Below are 16,221 nucleotides of genomic sequence, written 5' to 3' on the forward strand. Positions count from 1 at the left end.
AGAGCTCGGTTTCGGGTCGATGGCAGCGGGAGGCGCGCCGCAGACGGAGACAGAACGTGAACTGGCATCCATATGGCAGGAAGTATTAGGAGTAGTGGAAGTGGGCCGAGAGTTGTCGTTCTTCGAGGCGGGAGGCCATTCATTGAAGGCGATGACACTCGTATCGCGCATTCATAAGGAATTGGATGTTGAAATGCCGCTGCGAGAAGTATTTGCTCGCCCGCAGCTGCATCGACAAGCTGCATATATCGAGCAAGCTGCTCGTGAGACGTATAGTCATATCCCCCAGGCACCGAAGAGGCCTTATTATCCGTTGTCGTTCGCCCAGCGGAGAATGTATTTGCTGCAGCGTATAAATCCTGAGCAAACCAGTTACAATATGCCGGCAATTGCAACGGTCACAGGTACATTAGATACACAGAAGGTGAAACGTGTATTTCGCCAAATTGTCGAACGGCATGAAGCGCTTCGCACATCTTTCCATACCGTAGACAAGGAGCCTGTGCAGCGTATTCACTCTTCTGTTGATCTTGATATGAAATTGCTTGTGCTGCCGGATGGTCTAAGTGCAGAGGAAGAACAGGTTAAGGTGGATGCTATTATTGAAACCTTTATCAAGCCATTCGATCTAAGTAAGGCGCCGATCATGCGTACTGGTTGGATTCAATGTGCGCCAGATCGATATATACTACTGGCTGATTTTCATCATATTATCGCGGATGGCGTATCCATGAACGTTCTGGTAGACGAATTCAATCGGCTTTATAACGACGAGGTTCTTCCTCCGCTTGCCATTCAGTACAAGGATTATGCGGTTTGGCAGCAGGAGCCGAGACAGCGAGAGCGGATGTTGGAGCAAGAAACGTATTGGTTGTCTGCACTCGGGGGTGAGCTGCCAGATCTTCAGCTTCCTACAGACTTCCCACGACCTGCTGTTAAAAGCTTTGAAGGAGCCACACTGCATTTCCGTTTACCTCGTGATACTACTTTTCGGCTTGGAGAGCTCGTTTTAAAGCAGCAATCTACATTGTTTATGCTTTTATTGTCAGCCTACCAAGTGCTGCTTAGCAAATGCTCGGGGCAGGAAGATATTATAACGGGTGTGCCTACGGCTGGCCGTCCGCTTGCTGAAATGGAACGCGTATTTGGGATGTTTATTAATACATTAGCTCTGCGCAGTCACTTGTCTGCAGGTCAGCGTTTTAGCGAACTTGCCAAACAAGTTAAAAATCAAGCTCTAAGTGCATTTGAGAATCAGGATTACCCCTTCGAAGAGCTGGTGGAGCGATTGCGAGTGAAACGTGATCTCAGCCGAAATCCGATTTTTGATACGATGTTCGTTATGCAAAATATTGACCAAACAGAGAGTTACGATTACGGCCTTGTCTTCCAGCCTTACGTGCTAGAGTATCGGCTGGCTAAGTTTGATTTGATGCTTACCGCGGTTGAGGATGACCAGGATGGATCCATTGGCTTTAGCCTTGAATACAGTACACGCCTGTTCCGTCGGGAAACCGTAGAACGGATTGCTGGATACTATCTGCAAATTTTAGAAACGGTTGCGGCTAATCCAGATGTGCTGCTACAGGATATGGTTGTACTCTCAGCTGAAGAAGAACATAACCTGTTATTTGGCTGGAATCAAACTGAAGCTGCATATCCAAAGGAAAAGACAATCCATGAAATTTTCGAGGATCAGACCGAGGTTTGGCCAGAAAGAACAGCACTGGTATATGAGGGGCGCAAGTTGACTTATCGGGAGCTTAACCGACAAGCAAATGCTATCGCACATAGACTGCGGACAAACGGGGTAGGTCGCGGCTCTATTGTAGCCGTTATGATGAATCGATCTTTAGGTATGGTAACCGCATTACTTGCCGTATTAAAGGCAGGCGGGACTTATTTACCTATAGACCCTTCCTATCCATCAGAACGTATACAATTCATGTTGGAGGATAGTGGAACCGCATGGTTGCTTACGGATGGCTCAGCCAGTACACCTAAAAGTTTTAGTGGGCAAGTCGTGATCCTTGACGACACCTATCTTCGTACTGACAGTGTGTTGGATAATGTTGACCCAGGTCCAGGAATTGAGGATGAGACGGAAGACTTGATTTACTCGAATCTTGAGCCGCTAACGGAAGCGAACGACTTGGCCTATATTATCTACACGTCGGGTACGACTGGCAAGCCGAAAGGTGCAATGCTGGAGCATAAAAATGTAGTACGGCTATTGCATAATGATCGGAATCTATTTGATTTCAATGAAAAAGATGTGTGGACGATGTTCCATTCTTACTGTTTCGACTTCTCGGTGTGGGAAATGTACGGAGCGTTGTTGTATGGGGGCACCCTGGTAGTCGTTCCAAAAGAGACAGCTATGAATCCGAAAGCATTTTTGCAATTGCTAGACGAGGAACGAGTAACGATACTGAATCAAACACCAACGGCGTTCTATCAGCTGCTGCAAGAGGAAGCGCGACAGAGTCAACAACTACTGGCACTACGATATGTAATTTTCGGAGGCGAGGCATTAAATCCATTGTTATTAGGCCCATTCCATGCACGTTACCCACAGACACGTCTAATCAATATGTATGGAATTACGGAAACAACGGTACATGTAACGTATAAAGAAATTACAGAAGTAGAGATCGCGGCTAATTCGGGCAGTATCGGTTTACCAATTCCTACGTTAACGGCCTATGTTTTGGACAGTCAGATGAAGCCAGTTCCTGTGGGGGTCATTGGGGAACTGTATGTTGGCGGAGAAGGGGTCGGCCGAGGTTATTTAAATAGACCTGAACTAACAGCAGATCGGTTTTTGAATAGTCCTTTTGTGTCTGGAGAGCGGTTGTATAAATCTGGAGACTTAGCAAGACGTCTAGCAGATGGAGAGCTTCTATATATGGGAAGGATCGACCATCAGGTCAAGATCCGAGGTCATCGTATAGAGCTGCCAGAGGTAGAGGCGGCGCTGCTTCGGCAAGGGGAAGTACAAGAGGTCGTTGTACTTGCGCGTGAGGATGGCAATGGACAAGCTTACTTGTGCGCCTATTACACGGGAATGGATCAGGATGAAGTGGTTAGTCCGACCAAGCTAAGAAGCTATATGAAATCGGTAATTCCTGACTATATGGTACCGTCTTATTTTGTACGCTTGGATGCCATTCCGCTTACGGGCAATGGAAAGGTTGATCGCAATGCCCTTCCAGAACCGCATGAGCACTTACAGACAGAAGCGGTATATGCGCCTCCTCGTAATGAAATCGAAGCAGCATTGGCTGTTATTTGGCAGGATGTATTAGGAGTAAGTCGAGCGGGTATTGATGACCATTTCTTCGAGTCGGGCGGACATTCATTAAAGGTCATGTCTTTTTGCAATGAAGTGTCTCGTGTACTCGGCATGACGCTTCCGCTTCAAGAAGTATTTATAAGACCCACGATACGTGAATTGGCTGCTTATATCTCAGCGGATAAAGCGTGGCAATATGGCCAGTTTGAGCAATTGATCATGTTGAAGAAAGGAAAAGACAATAGCCGCCATATCTTTATGATTCACGGAGGAAGCGGTGATGTCACTGCTTATGTGCAGCTAGTGAATTTACTGCCAGATGATACGAATTACTGGGGAATCCAATTCCCAACATGGGAAGAGGTTGGACCGAAGTATTTAACCATTGAAGAACTTGCGAGTAAGTACGCTGAGTTTATGACAAGCATTCAGCCACATGGTCCGTATACCATCGTTGGAATGAGTCTGGGGGGGGTAATTGGCTACGAAATAGTTAGACAATTGGAGGAGCGCGGTGAGAAAATCAATCGTCTTGTACTCATTGACTCTCATGCTCCTGCACTTACACCACTCAAAAAAAACATTCATACCCTTTTTAGTTTGGAGACAGAATTGGAACTTGCCGCCGATTTCATAGGTCAGCTAAGTGAGAGCGGAATCTCATTAGACATCGATGCATGTAGTGCGGCTCAGACGATCGAAGAGGTGTGGACTCGTGTAGCTTATATGATAGAGAAGCATAATCAAAAGGATGAACTGCTGGAACGCATTAAGCAAGTGGCAGATGAAGATTTACGCAGATCGATTCCGCATTTTGATCAACTTAGCTTCAGTGGGATTATGCCATATGTGCATTTGCTCCGCAGTTTGACAGCAGCATTTACTAGATACAAATTACAGCCCCTGCAAGCATGCACACCGAATCTCATCATCGCTGCCGCTACTACTGATTTGGATGTATACAGCTGGGAATTAGCCGGCAGACAGCAAATTATCATTTCACACGTAGAAGGTGATCACTATTCCATCTTTGCTGCTCCTTATGTCGCGGGACTGGCATCATGTATAAACAAAATTTTGGAACAACGTATGGTTCAAGGTCAGCCTGTGTAGCTTGAATGCTATTCAATGAAGGCTTCAAACGGGAGGTGGTAGGTTGCGTACAGTTCAGAAAACGGGTCTATTCATCGTATTTTTACTTCTTTACTATGTGATTTGCAGTGTTATTGGATTTTCCTACATGGCAACAACAAAATATCAAGGGCGAATATCTTTGGAGCATTTTGATGATATGAAAGTATGGGTGTGGTTTATTTTCCCTGTTATATCGCTCTCTCTGTCCTTTGGCACACTTTTGCTCATGTACAGGCCGTGGAAGAAAAAAGAAGAGAAGATAGTGGACTAATATTAGGATAATCATGATGGTTGCATCTTCAATGGACCATACAATGAATTTGCTAATCGATACCTCCAGGAATCTTATGTACGAGAAGCAATTTCTCATCTGTCTAATGGGGCGTTTATTTCGAAAATTATGTCGAGCCACGGGTGAATAAGCCGACATAGAATTGTGAGTTAATTTTATTTCCGGGCAATCATTTTTACATTTTGGATGACATGCAGGAGGTTTAAAACAAGATTAAAATGAAGCTTTCTAAAACGTTTTTAATCAGAATATGGTAAATTCAATCGGCTAATGCTGTTTAGGATAAAGCCTCGACAAACTTTTACGAGTTGTCGAGGCTTTAAAATTTGTACAATCAACACAATTACGAGTAGGTAACTACAATTATCCCAGAGCGAATTTATCGCTTTGAATACCGATTGTACACAATAAAGACATACCCATATGCTACTGTGAGTGTTACAGCATGGGATAACATGACGTACGCCATCATTTTCGTAGAGGAGCGATTCGTTCATGGAAAGTGTAGCAAAGAAAGAATCAACAAGAAATTTTACGGGGATAAAGACTGTATCCATAGCATTTGTAATCCTCATTCTTATCGCAGCAACCTTATTCGTAGACCAACCACCACGACCTCAACCAAGTACAGCCCCAGCAACCCAATTTTCTGCGGAAAGAGCTATGCAGCATTTACAATTCATCGCAAAAGAATCACGTCCTTCTGGCTCTGAACGAATCAAACAAGTTAGAGACTATGTAGTAGCGGAGTTAACCAACTTAGGAATTCAACCTCAGGTTCAACAAGCTGAAGGAATGACGTATGACAACAAATTATTAGAGCTACACAATATTGTGGGTGTTTTAAAAGGCAAGAACAGCGAAGGCAAAGCACTTGTACTCATGACGCATTATGATTCTGTTGATTTGGGTCCGGGAGCAAATGATGCGGGCGTGAGCGTAGCTGCTTTGATAGAAACTGTGCGAGCTCTTACCAACGGCGAGCCACTCCAAAATGACATTTGGATTGTCATTACAGACGGGGAAGAAGAAGGGCTGCTTGGAGCAAAGGAATTCTGGGGAAAAGCGGAGCATCGGGAGAAAGTCGGACTTGTTGCTAACTTCGAAGCACGCGGTTCCAAAGGGGCATCGATAATGTTCCAGACGAGCGAAGAAAATGGAGCACTTATTCAACATTTTGCCGAAGCTGCACCAGAACCGGTAACGAATTCTTTTATGGGAGATCTTTATCGCTTGCTACCAAACGACACAGACTTAACCGTAACACTTCGTGCGGGCATTCCGGGAATTAACTTTGCGTATCTTGGTGGATGGACCGCATACCATACCCCGTTAGATAATTTGGAAAATGTCGAACTATCCACGCTGCAGCATCAGGGAGAAAATGCGCTAGCTATGGCTAGACAATTTGGCGAAGCCAATCTTGAAAATTTGCGTAGTCCAGATCAAGTGTATTTCAGTTTATTTAACCTATTCATTCACTATCCACAGTCAATCGTTACGCCTATCACCATCTTGTTGTGGTTCGCAGTTGTTGCCTTGATCGTCGTTGCATATAGACAGCAGCAAATCCGGTTACAGGGAATAATGACTAGTGTAATTGCCGTTATTGGAAGTGCTGTCCTTTCTCTTGGTGCTGCCTATTTGCTTAATCAGTTTATTTCTAGGTTATGGGCGAAAAAAATGACCTTGTTCAACGGTGCTACCTATGACGCTTATTTATATCATATCAGCTTCCTGCTTCTAGCCTTACTTGTTCAGTCTTTATTGATGAAAAAGTGGAATGACCGCACCAATGTACTTGAGATAATGCTCGTTGGGATGGTATTGTTTCTGCTCTTGCTTACTGTATCGGCTATATGGCTGCCAGGTGCGAGCTACTTATGGATGTTTCCATTAATCATTCATACCATTGTTCTTGCTTTCTCGTTATTTAAAAAGGATGCGGATAAGGTATTGAACGGAATTCCAGCCATGCTGATAACGGCTATTGCTCCGATTGTTCTATTTACAACTTTCTTCAATCTATTATTTCAAGCGATGCCGCTTTCGTTAACGTTAGTGCTTACGGTCATATTTTCTTTTGTATTGGCCTTGCTTAATCCTGTGTTTAGATTGCTGTCATCCGATCATCGCTGGTTCGTAATTTTTCTATCTGTATGCATGGTCGGCCTCCTTGCTTGGGGATGGATAAACGCGGTTCCAAGTGAAGCGCGACCTATGTATGAACATTTGCTGCATGAGCATTAAGCGAAAAGGGCTCGAGCGTTGCTTATTTGAGGGGGAGAAGTTAGTTGAAGTATGAAGTGATTTTGTTTGATGCGGATGAGCAATAGGGAATTGAAGGGGATAAGAACGCTTGTAGGAGAAAGTGTTAGACGGTAAAATATAACTATGGAAGAATCTTAAGGGTAACAATAATAAGCATACTGAGTTATGAGTAGATGGTAAGGGTTATCATTTTTTGATGAACTAGGGGGATAGACCATCTGAATTTAATTGGGGCCAAGTGTTCTAAGCACTTGGTCTTTTATTACTTGTTTAATACGCTGTGAAAGGTATGTAGCATTGTCCTTTTAAATACTTCGTAGATGAGTATTAATGAGTGCTTAAAATGAAATTCGCAAATATCTCGATGATTTGAGTATTTGCGAATTTCATAGATTAATAGTTTATGAAAGATCGGGAAAACGAATGAAAAGTTGGGCAAGGAGGATTTGAAATGACTAATGAAAATTTTTATTTGCTTTCAACATTATTAGGACTAATAACTTTAATCTTTGGTTTCAGTAGTCTTAATTATAAATTGAGTCAAAGGCTAAAAAATGATGAAAGAATAATAGCAAGGCTAGACCTTCTAATAAAGAAATATGATGAAACTGGAGATCAATAGAAATGACGAAATCGGATTTTGAAGACCTCTTTGATAAGGCTCATATTAACGGAGAGTTATTGAAAGAGATTTATCCAGAAATTGAGCGGTAGAAATCCTACGAAGCGAAGCCTGATCCTTCATCTAACACCATATTCACGCATCGGGTCGGCATTCGCCGCCCCTAGGTCCGCCCGGTGAATTTCGGAGAAGTGAATTCAGGCGGACAACCCTGCGGACCTAACCGGGTCGCGGCCGCCCCGTTGGGGCTTAAGGTTCTCGGGTTCGTGAATCCAAGAACGTTAGGTGAAATTGCTGAAATAATAATAAACATAACTTAATTGGAGGCAATTATGTCTGAACTATTAGTAGAACAGTTAATAAGGATTTTTGAGAAGGCAAACAGAAATTTTCTTCAAAGTGATTGTGAATTATTAATTTCTAAAGTATCTGAGCGGACTCTCTGTGGAGCATTGATGATTCACCTACATGAAATTATTAAAGGATCAGAGTTTCACGAGTATAAAATTGACGTCGAGTACAATCGTAATAAAAACGGAAAGGTTAAAACGTATGTAAAAACGATTACTGGTCCGAATGATATTTTTGTAAAAATAAACTGTGATCTTATTGTTCATAGTCGGGGTAGTAAAATAGATCAAGATAATCTTATTGCAATTGAAATGAAAAAATCAAATAGGAAGCAAGAGGAGAAAGATAGTGATAGATCAAGATTAATAGCTTTAACCAAAGACAGTTACGATGGCATTTGGCCAGGTGATGGAAAGACCTTGCCTGAGCATGTTTGCAGGTATGGTCTAGGGGTATTTTATGAAATCGATTATAAAGATAGAGTTATATTAATTGAATATTATAAAAAGGGAAATAAATTTAAAGGATATGAAATCAATTATTAGTCATTTTTATGTATCTCAAAGAGGTCAGCAACATCACCTAACACTGTGTTCACGCATCGGGAGACAAGCCCCCACGGCCCGGCAGAGGGATTTCGAAGAAGCATTGGCCGGACACATCCGCACCGACTAAGCGCATCGCGCCCGGCCACTTTGTGGCCTTAAGTGGGTGGGACGTCGTGAACACAAGAACGTTATAGGAAATCAGCGAAACACAACAAATTAAAACTTAGAAGACACATTTTGAAAGTGATGATTTGATGTATATAAGTAATTTAGAAGACAAAGTTCTGGAACTCTTTGATTTACCTCAATCTTCAGTTGGGGCACCAATACCTTTAGTATTATCTGATGAGCATACAACAGTAATTGCATATTATGTTCAAGAGGATAACTATAGCGAACTTGAGACAGTTGCTATAGTAACATTTAGTTACTGCAAAACTTATATGTTCGGTTCACCTAATGATGAAGCTTTTAGTGGTCATCCATTATATTCTATCGGTTTGAGACCTTACTCCACATTTCTGATTCAAAATTCTTCATGGATAAAACAACTAATAAGAATGAATGAAGTACATCCAAATCATGATGTAGAATTATTTTCAAATTGTAACCATTATGTTTTATCTTTTCATGATTCAACCTTTGAATGTATTGCACAGAGCTATAAATATGAAACAGTTCAAGTAAGAAAGATCAGCGATGCAATTGAAACGATGAAGATGAATTTAGAATAATTGTATGTATTTCAAAGGTGTCGCTGACATGCTATAACACTGTGTTCACGCATCGAGAGACAAGCTCCTCGGTCCGGCAGAAGGATTTCGGGGAAGTGGAAGCAGTCGGACACCTCCGCACTGACTAAGCGCATCGCGCCCGGCCACTTTGTGGCCTTAAGTCGTTCGGACGTCGTGAACACAAGAACGTTATGCGCAATTACTGCTAATGAATGAAGAAAAGTAGAATAGAAAGATATATTCGTGAATTAGAAGATAAGTTGAATATGATCGCAGTAGTAAAGAAATAGACCAAGTAAATTCAAAGATGAAAATACGATGAACAGATAAGAATTATGTGGATTCGAAGAAGGCAGTAACAGCGCATAACACAGCATTCACGCATCGGGCATACGCCCTTGGTCCCAGAAGTGTGTTCGAGGAAGTATGAGCAGTGGACACATCCGACATGTGTCGGACGTCGTGAATACAAGAACGTTATGCGACATTCTTATATGAGGTGAAGTAAATGAAGAATACTATAATCCGTGATATTAGATTATTTGAAGAAAAAACTCGAAGTTCTTTTCCAAGCTATATTGGAGAGAATTATTCTATTGATAAATCAATTCATTTTCTAAGTGACAGATATTCAAGAAAACTAAGAGAATTAGAATTTGTCACTAGAGACTTTCATCATTTATATATTGTACTAACACCATTTTTGGCTGAGGGAGAGATTGAAGAATCGGCAAATAGACCTGAAAAATGGATGAAACTTTACTATATTGGAGTTTCACCTGATCTATTTAATTTAAAATCCAAAGAAGATAAAGAGAACAATATAATTGAAATTATTACTAACGTGTTAAAGTCAATCGCTATCTCAGAAGATCAACTTTGTATTGTTGATAAAGTTTTTAAGAAATTAGTAAAACTGAGAAGTAATATAGAAATCATTCATCTAACTAAGGATACTAAGAAATACACAATAATTATTAGTTATCAAATAAGACCAGAAAACAAAATATCTCGAGCATTTATTGAATGTTTGGAGAAAACAACAGGAATTAAGAGGAAATCAATTCTTATTCAACTTAAGAGGTATGAAGATATTTTTTATTTGGTATCAACTATTTCCGAATCAAATCGAATTATTATTCTAAAGCCAAGAAATTCGGAACTAGCTAATTTTCATATTAAATCTTACGAAACACCACTGAAAATAAATATTGATGAAATGCCAATTATCTAAGTTCCTCTTTGAAGAAGAACGTCGCATAACACCATTTTCACGCATCGGGCTACGCCCTCGGTCCCAGAAGCGGCTTCGGAGAAGTGGTTGCTGTGGACACAAGAGCGTTAGCCGAAAGAAGTTCTTAGTTTAGGAGGAGTCTATATGATATTAGAAAAAGTTATAAATAGAATTGTGATGCAAAGTGAATATAAGGATTTTGTTGATAAGTATATAGATAATATACTTACCGAATTTAAAGGTAAGATTCACAGCATTTATATGTGTGGCTCGATTCCAAAAGGAACTGCTAAACCTTTTAAGTCAGATGCAGACTTTACTATTGTATGTGTAAATCCCAAAGATATTGATTACGAAAGATTGTCAAATATTAAAGACAGGCTTTTGGAAGAATACCCATTGCTAACTAAGATTGATACGATAATTTGCTCGATTGACGATGTGTTAAGTAGACCAAATGAGTGGGGTTTTTGGGTAAAGATTATTTGTGTTTGCGTATACGGTCATGACGTTGGTGAAAAAGTACCACCGATAATTATTTCTCCAAAATTCATTCTAGACTTAAATACAGAGACCAAAGAGGAAGTAGATCGTATGCATAGTTTACTTTCTAATGCTAGTGATGACATACTGAAAACTAGATATATTAAAGGTTACTCTAAGAGATTAATTCGTGCATTATACTCTTTGGTTCTAGAAGATACAGGTGTATGGCAAGATGACATTATCAAGATGAAGAACTCCATATTAAACCATTGTGAGATTGACTCTGCTTTAGTTGATTATCTGTATGCTTGTTACGTGGATAGTAATGTACTTGTTGAAGAGTTTCTGGGAATTGCAGATGAAGTATATAGCTATTTTGAGAACGCCTTAAATGCAATGGCTGCTTCCAGAACTTCCTTCGACTAACACCATATTGATTCTCCGGGTCACTTTGAGAAGCGAGTAATCACATCCAGCCCCCTAAGCCCGTCGGGACATCACTGTATTAGGTATTAGGCAAGCCTCACAACTATAAGCAGCGACTCTAAGGGGCTAGGACGTCAAAATTGCTAAAGATAATAAGAATATTTAAAACCATTTAAATGATTGATTACTTGTTCTAAAGGTGAATGGTCAGCAAATTCGATCATATAGATCAATCAGCTTAATTCGAGTTAACACAGTTACGAAGCAAAGTGGCATATTTTTTATTCAAAACCTCAAACAAATAATAACTCATTATAAGATCAGATTTTTAAACCAAAGATCAAACGATCATAAAAGAATTTGAAAGATTTTAAAGATGTAAAGAATATTCAGAGACTTTAAAGAGCCATAAGAGCAATTTTTTAGAGAACTCGAAGAAGACAGGGGCATCAGCTAATACATATTCTGGCATCGAGCATACACCCTCAGTCCCAGAAGTGGATTCAATGAAGTAGTTTGTGTGGACACATCCGACATTTGTCGGACGTCGTGAACACAAGAACGTTAATGTGAAACCTGTGAAAAACTTGAGTATAGGAGAAAACAATGAATCAATTCACCCAAATTACAAGACCAATTAAAAGAACATACAAATTTTTATTATCATTTTTAAAATCAAAATGGGAGTTTCAAGACTACCCAATTGAATTTCGACAACAACAAGTACTTGATCTATCAGAGTCTAATTACACGATGTATCCTTGGGAAGCAAGAATAATTAATTGGTACTGGATGAGTGGGGATGGACAATCTAAAGAGGAGGCTTATTCCAATTTAAAAGAAAAATTCGATAAACATAAATTAGAGGGGAATAAACTTCCTAGGCCTGGTCATAAGGTTCAATTAACTTTTGCGAGTGTTGATCGAATGGATCAATACGAGATTGAAGCAGTTCATTTCTTTGAGGAAGTACTTGAAATGGATTATTATGAAATGTTTGTGAGTGATAAAAGTTCTATGTATGATTTTTGTTGGACAGACGAGATTTTAAACGAGAAATATGACAAAATTTCAGAAATATATGGAGTTGAAATAAAAGACATAGAAGGCTTATTAATCGTAGATATTTTACAGCGAATTCGAGAAGGCAAAGGCAACACATAACTAAGTATTCAAGCATCGGGCACTCGCCTTAGGTCCGGCAGGAGGAATAGGCAGTGAAGCAGGGCAGCGGGACAACAACATCGGACGTCGAGAATGCAACAACGTTATGAGAAATCAATGAATTGGATTAAAGGGCAGCTAAAAATAAAAATTCACAAGAAGAAGGAGAAAAACATGGATGAATTTACAAAAACAAAAGTGAAGAAAATAATGGATGAGTATATAAGGAGTAAAATTCCGAAACAATTGCAAGATCAAATCAAAATGAACTATAAAATTCGAGGAAATAACGTGACAATCATAGAAGAAAGGCCTGCTTTTAGAAGTGAGCAGTGGGTGCAACATGACATTGCACAGTTAAGACGAGATGAAGAAGGATGGAAAGTATACTGGAAAGACAGTAGAAGCAAATGGCACTATGTTGATGATATAGAGCCGAATGAAAGTTTTGAAAAACAACTTGAAATTATAGATAAGGATAACAGAGGGATGTTCTGGGGGTAATAAAGTAGACATTGACTTCTCATAACAATGCATTCATGTATGGGCATCTGCCCTTAGTTCCAGAAGTGGACTTAAGGAAGTAGGAGCTGCGGACACATCCGACCATGTCGGACGTCGTGTAACACAGAAGCGTTATATGACATACTTGCAACTGATTATAAATAATAAGTGCAATTAAATGTACACAGTGCAATTTTTAATGCTTATTTAATCAATAAAAAGTAAGAAGCAGTAGCCCAAGATGATATTTGGTAAAGAAATTAAAATCGTAGTGAGATAGGGAAAAAACATTGAAGAAGCTAATAATTTCATTACTTGGAAGCATAATAGTTTTTGTTGTAATAGTGTTGGCATCAGAGACAAAATCTACAGGAGAAGTTGTAAAAATTAAAGAAATCAATTCGGGATCTGTTCTAGTTGAAAATTCAAGTGGAGTAAAAAATACATAGTAATACCGCAAATAATAACTAAATTAATTAACGAAAATGAAGAATATTATATTTTGTATAATAAGACAAGGTGGAGAGGATGGAAACTGAAAGCGATAGAACCAATCATGGAAAGTCCCTCATTGTGAGATGATATTTAAAAAAGAAATAAAAAAACAACTAAAGATTTGAAATAATGTAATGTGTAAGCATCTCAAGGAGTGAAATAACTTCTTCTAACAATGTGTTCACGCATAGGTGGATTAGCTTCTTCGGTCCTGTGAGTAAAGTGTAGGAAGTAGTTTGCCGGGTCATATCCAACATTCGTCGGGCTTCGTGAATACAAGAACGTTATCTGAAATGAAGCACAAGTTAGAACAATCATATCAAGTGAAGAAACCATGTTAAAAGCTTCGGGCTCATATAGTGGCATGATGTTACCAATTATTAGAATTGGGTCCGATATTTATATAAGTACAGATGAATTAAAGGTATGGATAAAACAGTCAACAACAGAGAGAAAACAATATTAGTGCTTGTATTTTCGGAAAAGGACGTGCTTCAGCCTTAAGCATTTGCCTTAAATCCGTAGGAGTATTGGTAGGGAGCATTAGCTACAGACACATCCGATTATATCGGACATCGTTAATACGAAAACGTTATATGACCTATCAACAAATCCAATTTCTCATTTTCTCGTACTAGGACTTCTTATTGTTGTCAACAATTATTACAAAACATTATTTTTAGAATAATATTAGTTCTTGATTTGAACAAGATTGAACATGAACAGAACAGGTAGTAAATTTGTATATGAGGAGTTAAAACTATGACAAATAATAACTTACTAAGAATGGACAATGTCGGCATCGTTGTAGAATCCCTTGATAACGCAATCTCTTTCTTCGAGGAGATTGGCTTGGTCCTCGAAGGGAGAGCCAATGTCGAAGGGGAATGGGCTGGTCGCGTAACCGGACTAGGTTCTCAGTGTGTAGAAATTGCTATGATGGTGACTCCAGATGGTCACAGCCGAATTGAGCTTTCGAGATTTCTCACACCAGCTACTATATCAGATCACCGGAATGCCCCTGTAAACTCCCTCGGTTATCTACGCGTCATGTTTGCAGTTCAAGACATTGATGAAATGGTATCTAGACTCAGTAAGCATGGTGCTCAGATCGTTGGCGAAGTGGTTCAGTATAAGGACTCTTATCGGCTCTGCTACATTCGTGGAGTAGAAGGAATTCTAATTGGTTTGGCGGAAAAACTCGGTAACAAATAAGTAAACTACTTATAAATAAGCCTTTACTTAAGAGCTCCGTACACATTCAGCTTTGTCGGATGTCGTGAATACGGGAAGGTTAGGCGAAATAACCAGTAACATGAGTCGAGAGGGGATAATCAATGAAGTATCAAAGTGGTGACGGTATTGCATCAATTTAGGAGGCATACCATATAGTTTTTTATTTTAGCGCATCATGAATTTCTCAGTGAAATCCATGATGTTTTTTTGTGGAGGAATTCATATGCCTCGGATAAGCAGCATTCACGCATCGGCATTTGCGTTCGATTCCAGAAGTGGATTCAAAATTCAAGTATCAAGAAAGAACATAACATTACTAAAGAAGAGCATAGTGTAAGTGATTCGTTGAAGATATCCCTATTATCTCACCGTATCTAAGCTGCGTGCTTCGGCTGTAGAGTAGTGAATGCAGCAAAAAAACCTGCGAGGCTAAGTGTTGCAGACATACTCGCACGCGCTTCTCTAAGCCTTTGGAGTTCGCAGATTCCTGAAAATATTGAAGGGTGGCGTAACAAAAATGAAGAAGTTAATTTTGATTTATTTATCCTTAACGCTACTCGTTGCTTGTCAATCAAAAAACAACATAAATGATATACAAAATTCCTCTTCTAGTGTTCCAACAGATACAAGTCCAAAACCAGACGAAAGCAGTATTGTACCACCTCCGACTACTCCGGTAATTGAAAGCACACCACATTATATAGCAGAAAATGATTTCACTGGAGAAAAGGTAACATTGAACAGTGATATATTACTGAAAGAACAAAAGAATATTTTTCAAGCAGTAGTAAGTGTAACAGAAAAGAGAATGTCGGATACTGGCGTACACAATCGAACCTATGTTTTTGTTAAAGATAAAAAAGAAGGATCTCAATGGAAGATACATGATATTGATTAAATATTTGAATAACAAGAACGGTATCAAAACCAATGTGAAAGGGATTAAAGTAGAACATGAACAAGAAATATGAGATCAAGTTACCTAAACTTGTGTATGCCCAAGTGGCTTTTTCTATATTATTTATTTCTTTATTACTACGAATCATGCGAAAAGATGATTTATTTTTAGTTATTTTTTAATTTTATTGATGTTAGCTATCTTGATACAAATAAGTAGTGCTTTTGAAGAGGGTCTTAGGTCTAAGAAAAAATAATGAATTAGAAATTGCAGAAAATAAAATTAAGATTAATCAAACTGAAATATCAATACAAAAAATCGAAAAAATAATAATAGAAGGTTATTTTGTACAGAGTATCGGTATCAAGCTATATGGTAGTAAATTAGTTTCGATAGATTTACATTTCAGATTTAAGAATAACGAAGAGATTCATATAGAAGAATTAAAACAATGGGCAAAAAAGAACAAGATAAAAGTAACTAGCGGGAAAATATTTAGATGGATATAAGGAGCAATCTTATATGAAGGAG

11 protein-coding genes and 3 pseudogenes are annotated in these 16,221 nt (G+C 39.3%); all 14 read left to right on the forward strand.

The window, feature by feature from the left end:
- Positions 1–19: 19 nt before the first annotated feature.
- Positions 20–1,570 (forward strand): annotated as a pseudogene (locus H580_RS27025) (condensation domain-containing protein); the annotation flags it as partial.
- Between the two features lie 177 nt (positions 1,571–1,747).
- Positions 1,748–2,953, forward strand: a pseudogene (locus tag H580_RS27030) (non-ribosomal peptide synthetase); the annotation flags it as partial.
- Between the two features lie 69 nt (positions 2,954–3,022).
- Positions 3,023–4,408: pseudogene (locus tag H580_RS27035) on the forward strand (thioesterase domain-containing protein); the annotation flags it as partial.
- Positions 4,409–4,451: 43 nt separating this feature from the next.
- Entirely contained in the window at positions 4,452–4,700 is a 249-nt protein-coding gene (locus H580_RS0113865) for a hypothetical protein (RefSeq protein WP_028595332.1), read from the forward strand.
- 516 nt (positions 4,701–5,216) lie between these two features.
- Complete coding sequence (locus tag H580_RS24265) at positions 5,217–6,971, forward strand: M28 family peptidase (protein ID WP_051217465.1); 1,755 nt, start codon at positions 5,217–5,219, stop codon at positions 6,969–6,971.
- Positions 6,972–7,443: 472 nt separating this feature from the next.
- Complete coding sequence (locus tag H580_RS26225) at positions 7,444–7,614, forward strand: hypothetical protein (RefSeq protein ID WP_157282903.1); 171 nt, start codon at positions 7,444–7,446, stop codon at positions 7,612–7,614.
- Between the two features lie 332 nt (positions 7,615–7,946).
- Positions 7,947–8,510, forward strand: a complete 564-nt coding sequence (locus tag H580_RS0113885; RefSeq protein WP_028595333.1) for a hypothetical protein — start codon at positions 7,947–7,949, stop codon at positions 8,508–8,510.
- Positions 8,511–8,767: 257 nt separating this feature from the next.
- The gene (locus tag H580_RS24270; RefSeq protein ID WP_051217466.1) at positions 8,768–9,247 is read left to right on the forward strand and encodes a hypothetical protein; all 480 of its coding nucleotides are present in this window, start codon (positions 8,768–8,770) and stop codon (positions 9,245–9,247) included.
- Between the two features lie 508 nt (positions 9,248–9,755).
- Entirely contained in the window at positions 9,756–10,481 is a 726-nt protein-coding gene (locus H580_RS0113895; RefSeq protein ID WP_028595334.1) for a hypothetical protein, read from the forward strand.
- 144 nt (positions 10,482–10,625) lie between these two features.
- On the forward strand, positions 10,626–11,393 hold the full coding sequence (locus H580_RS0113900; RefSeq protein WP_028595335.1) for a nucleotidyltransferase domain-containing protein: 768 nt from the start codon (positions 10,626–10,628) through the stop codon (positions 11,391–11,393).
- Positions 11,394–11,999: 606 nt separating this feature from the next.
- Positions 12,000–12,557: a hypothetical protein gene (locus H580_RS0113905; RefSeq protein WP_028595336.1), complete on the forward strand. Its 558-nt coding sequence runs from the start codon at positions 12,000–12,002 to the stop codon at positions 12,555–12,557.
- A 93-nt stretch (positions 12,558–12,650) separates the two neighbouring features.
- Positions 12,651–13,061 (forward strand): DUF3024 domain-containing protein, encoded by a 411-nt coding sequence (locus H580_RS24275; RefSeq protein WP_245583568.1) that lies wholly within the window; start codon positions 12,651–12,653, stop codon positions 13,059–13,061.
- Between the two features lie 1,257 nt (positions 13,062–14,318).
- Entirely contained in the window at positions 14,319–14,771 is a 453-nt protein-coding gene (locus H580_RS0113915; protein ID WP_028595338.1) for a VOC family protein, read from the forward strand.
- Positions 14,772–15,309: 538 nt separating this feature from the next.
- Positions 15,310–15,690, forward strand: a complete 381-nt coding sequence (locus tag H580_RS0113920) for a hypothetical protein (protein WP_028595339.1) — start codon at positions 15,310–15,312, stop codon at positions 15,688–15,690.
- Positions 15,691–16,221: the final 531 nt, after the last annotated feature.

Origin of the sequence: Paenibacillus assamensis DSM 18201 (assembly GCF_000422445.1) — a bacterium.
GTDB lineage: Bacteria > Bacillota > Bacilli > Paenibacillales > Paenibacillaceae > Paenibacillus_B > Paenibacillus_B assamensis.

Excerpts from the sequence above, each read along its gene's own strand:
- H580_RS24265 (WP_051217465.1), top strand. The coding sequence starts at position 5,217 with ATGGAAAGTGTAGCAAAGAAAGAATCAACAAGAAATTTTACGGGGATA.
- H580_RS24275 (WP_245583568.1), top strand. The coding sequence starts at position 12,651 with ATGCAACAACGTTATGAGAAATCAATGAATTGGATTAAAGGGCAGCTA.
- H580_RS0113905 (WP_028595336.1), top strand. The coding sequence starts at position 12,000 with ATGAATCAATTCACCCAAATTACAAGACCAATTAAAAGAACATACAAA.
- H580_RS0113885 (WP_028595333.1), top strand. The coding sequence starts at position 7,947 with ATGTCTGAACTATTAGTAGAACAGTTAATAAGGATTTTTGAGAAGGCA.
- H580_RS0113920 (WP_028595339.1), top strand. The coding sequence starts at position 15,310 with ATGAAGAAGTTAATTTTGATTTATTTATCCTTAACGCTACTCGTTGCT.
- H580_RS24270 (WP_051217466.1), top strand. The coding sequence starts at position 8,768 with ATGTATATAAGTAATTTAGAAGACAAAGTTCTGGAACTCTTTGATTTA.
- H580_RS0113895 (WP_028595334.1), top strand. The coding sequence starts at position 9,756 with ATGAAGAATACTATAATCCGTGATATTAGATTATTTGAAGAAAAAACT.
- H580_RS0113915 (WP_028595338.1), top strand. The coding sequence starts at position 14,319 with ATGACAAATAATAACTTACTAAGAATGGACAATGTCGGCATCGTTGTA.
- H580_RS0113900 (WP_028595335.1), top strand. The coding sequence starts at position 10,626 with ATGATATTAGAAAAAGTTATAAATAGAATTGTGATGCAAAGTGAATAT.
- H580_RS26225 (WP_157282903.1), top strand. The coding sequence starts at position 7,444 with ATGACTAATGAAAATTTTTATTTGCTTTCAACATTATTAGGACTAATA.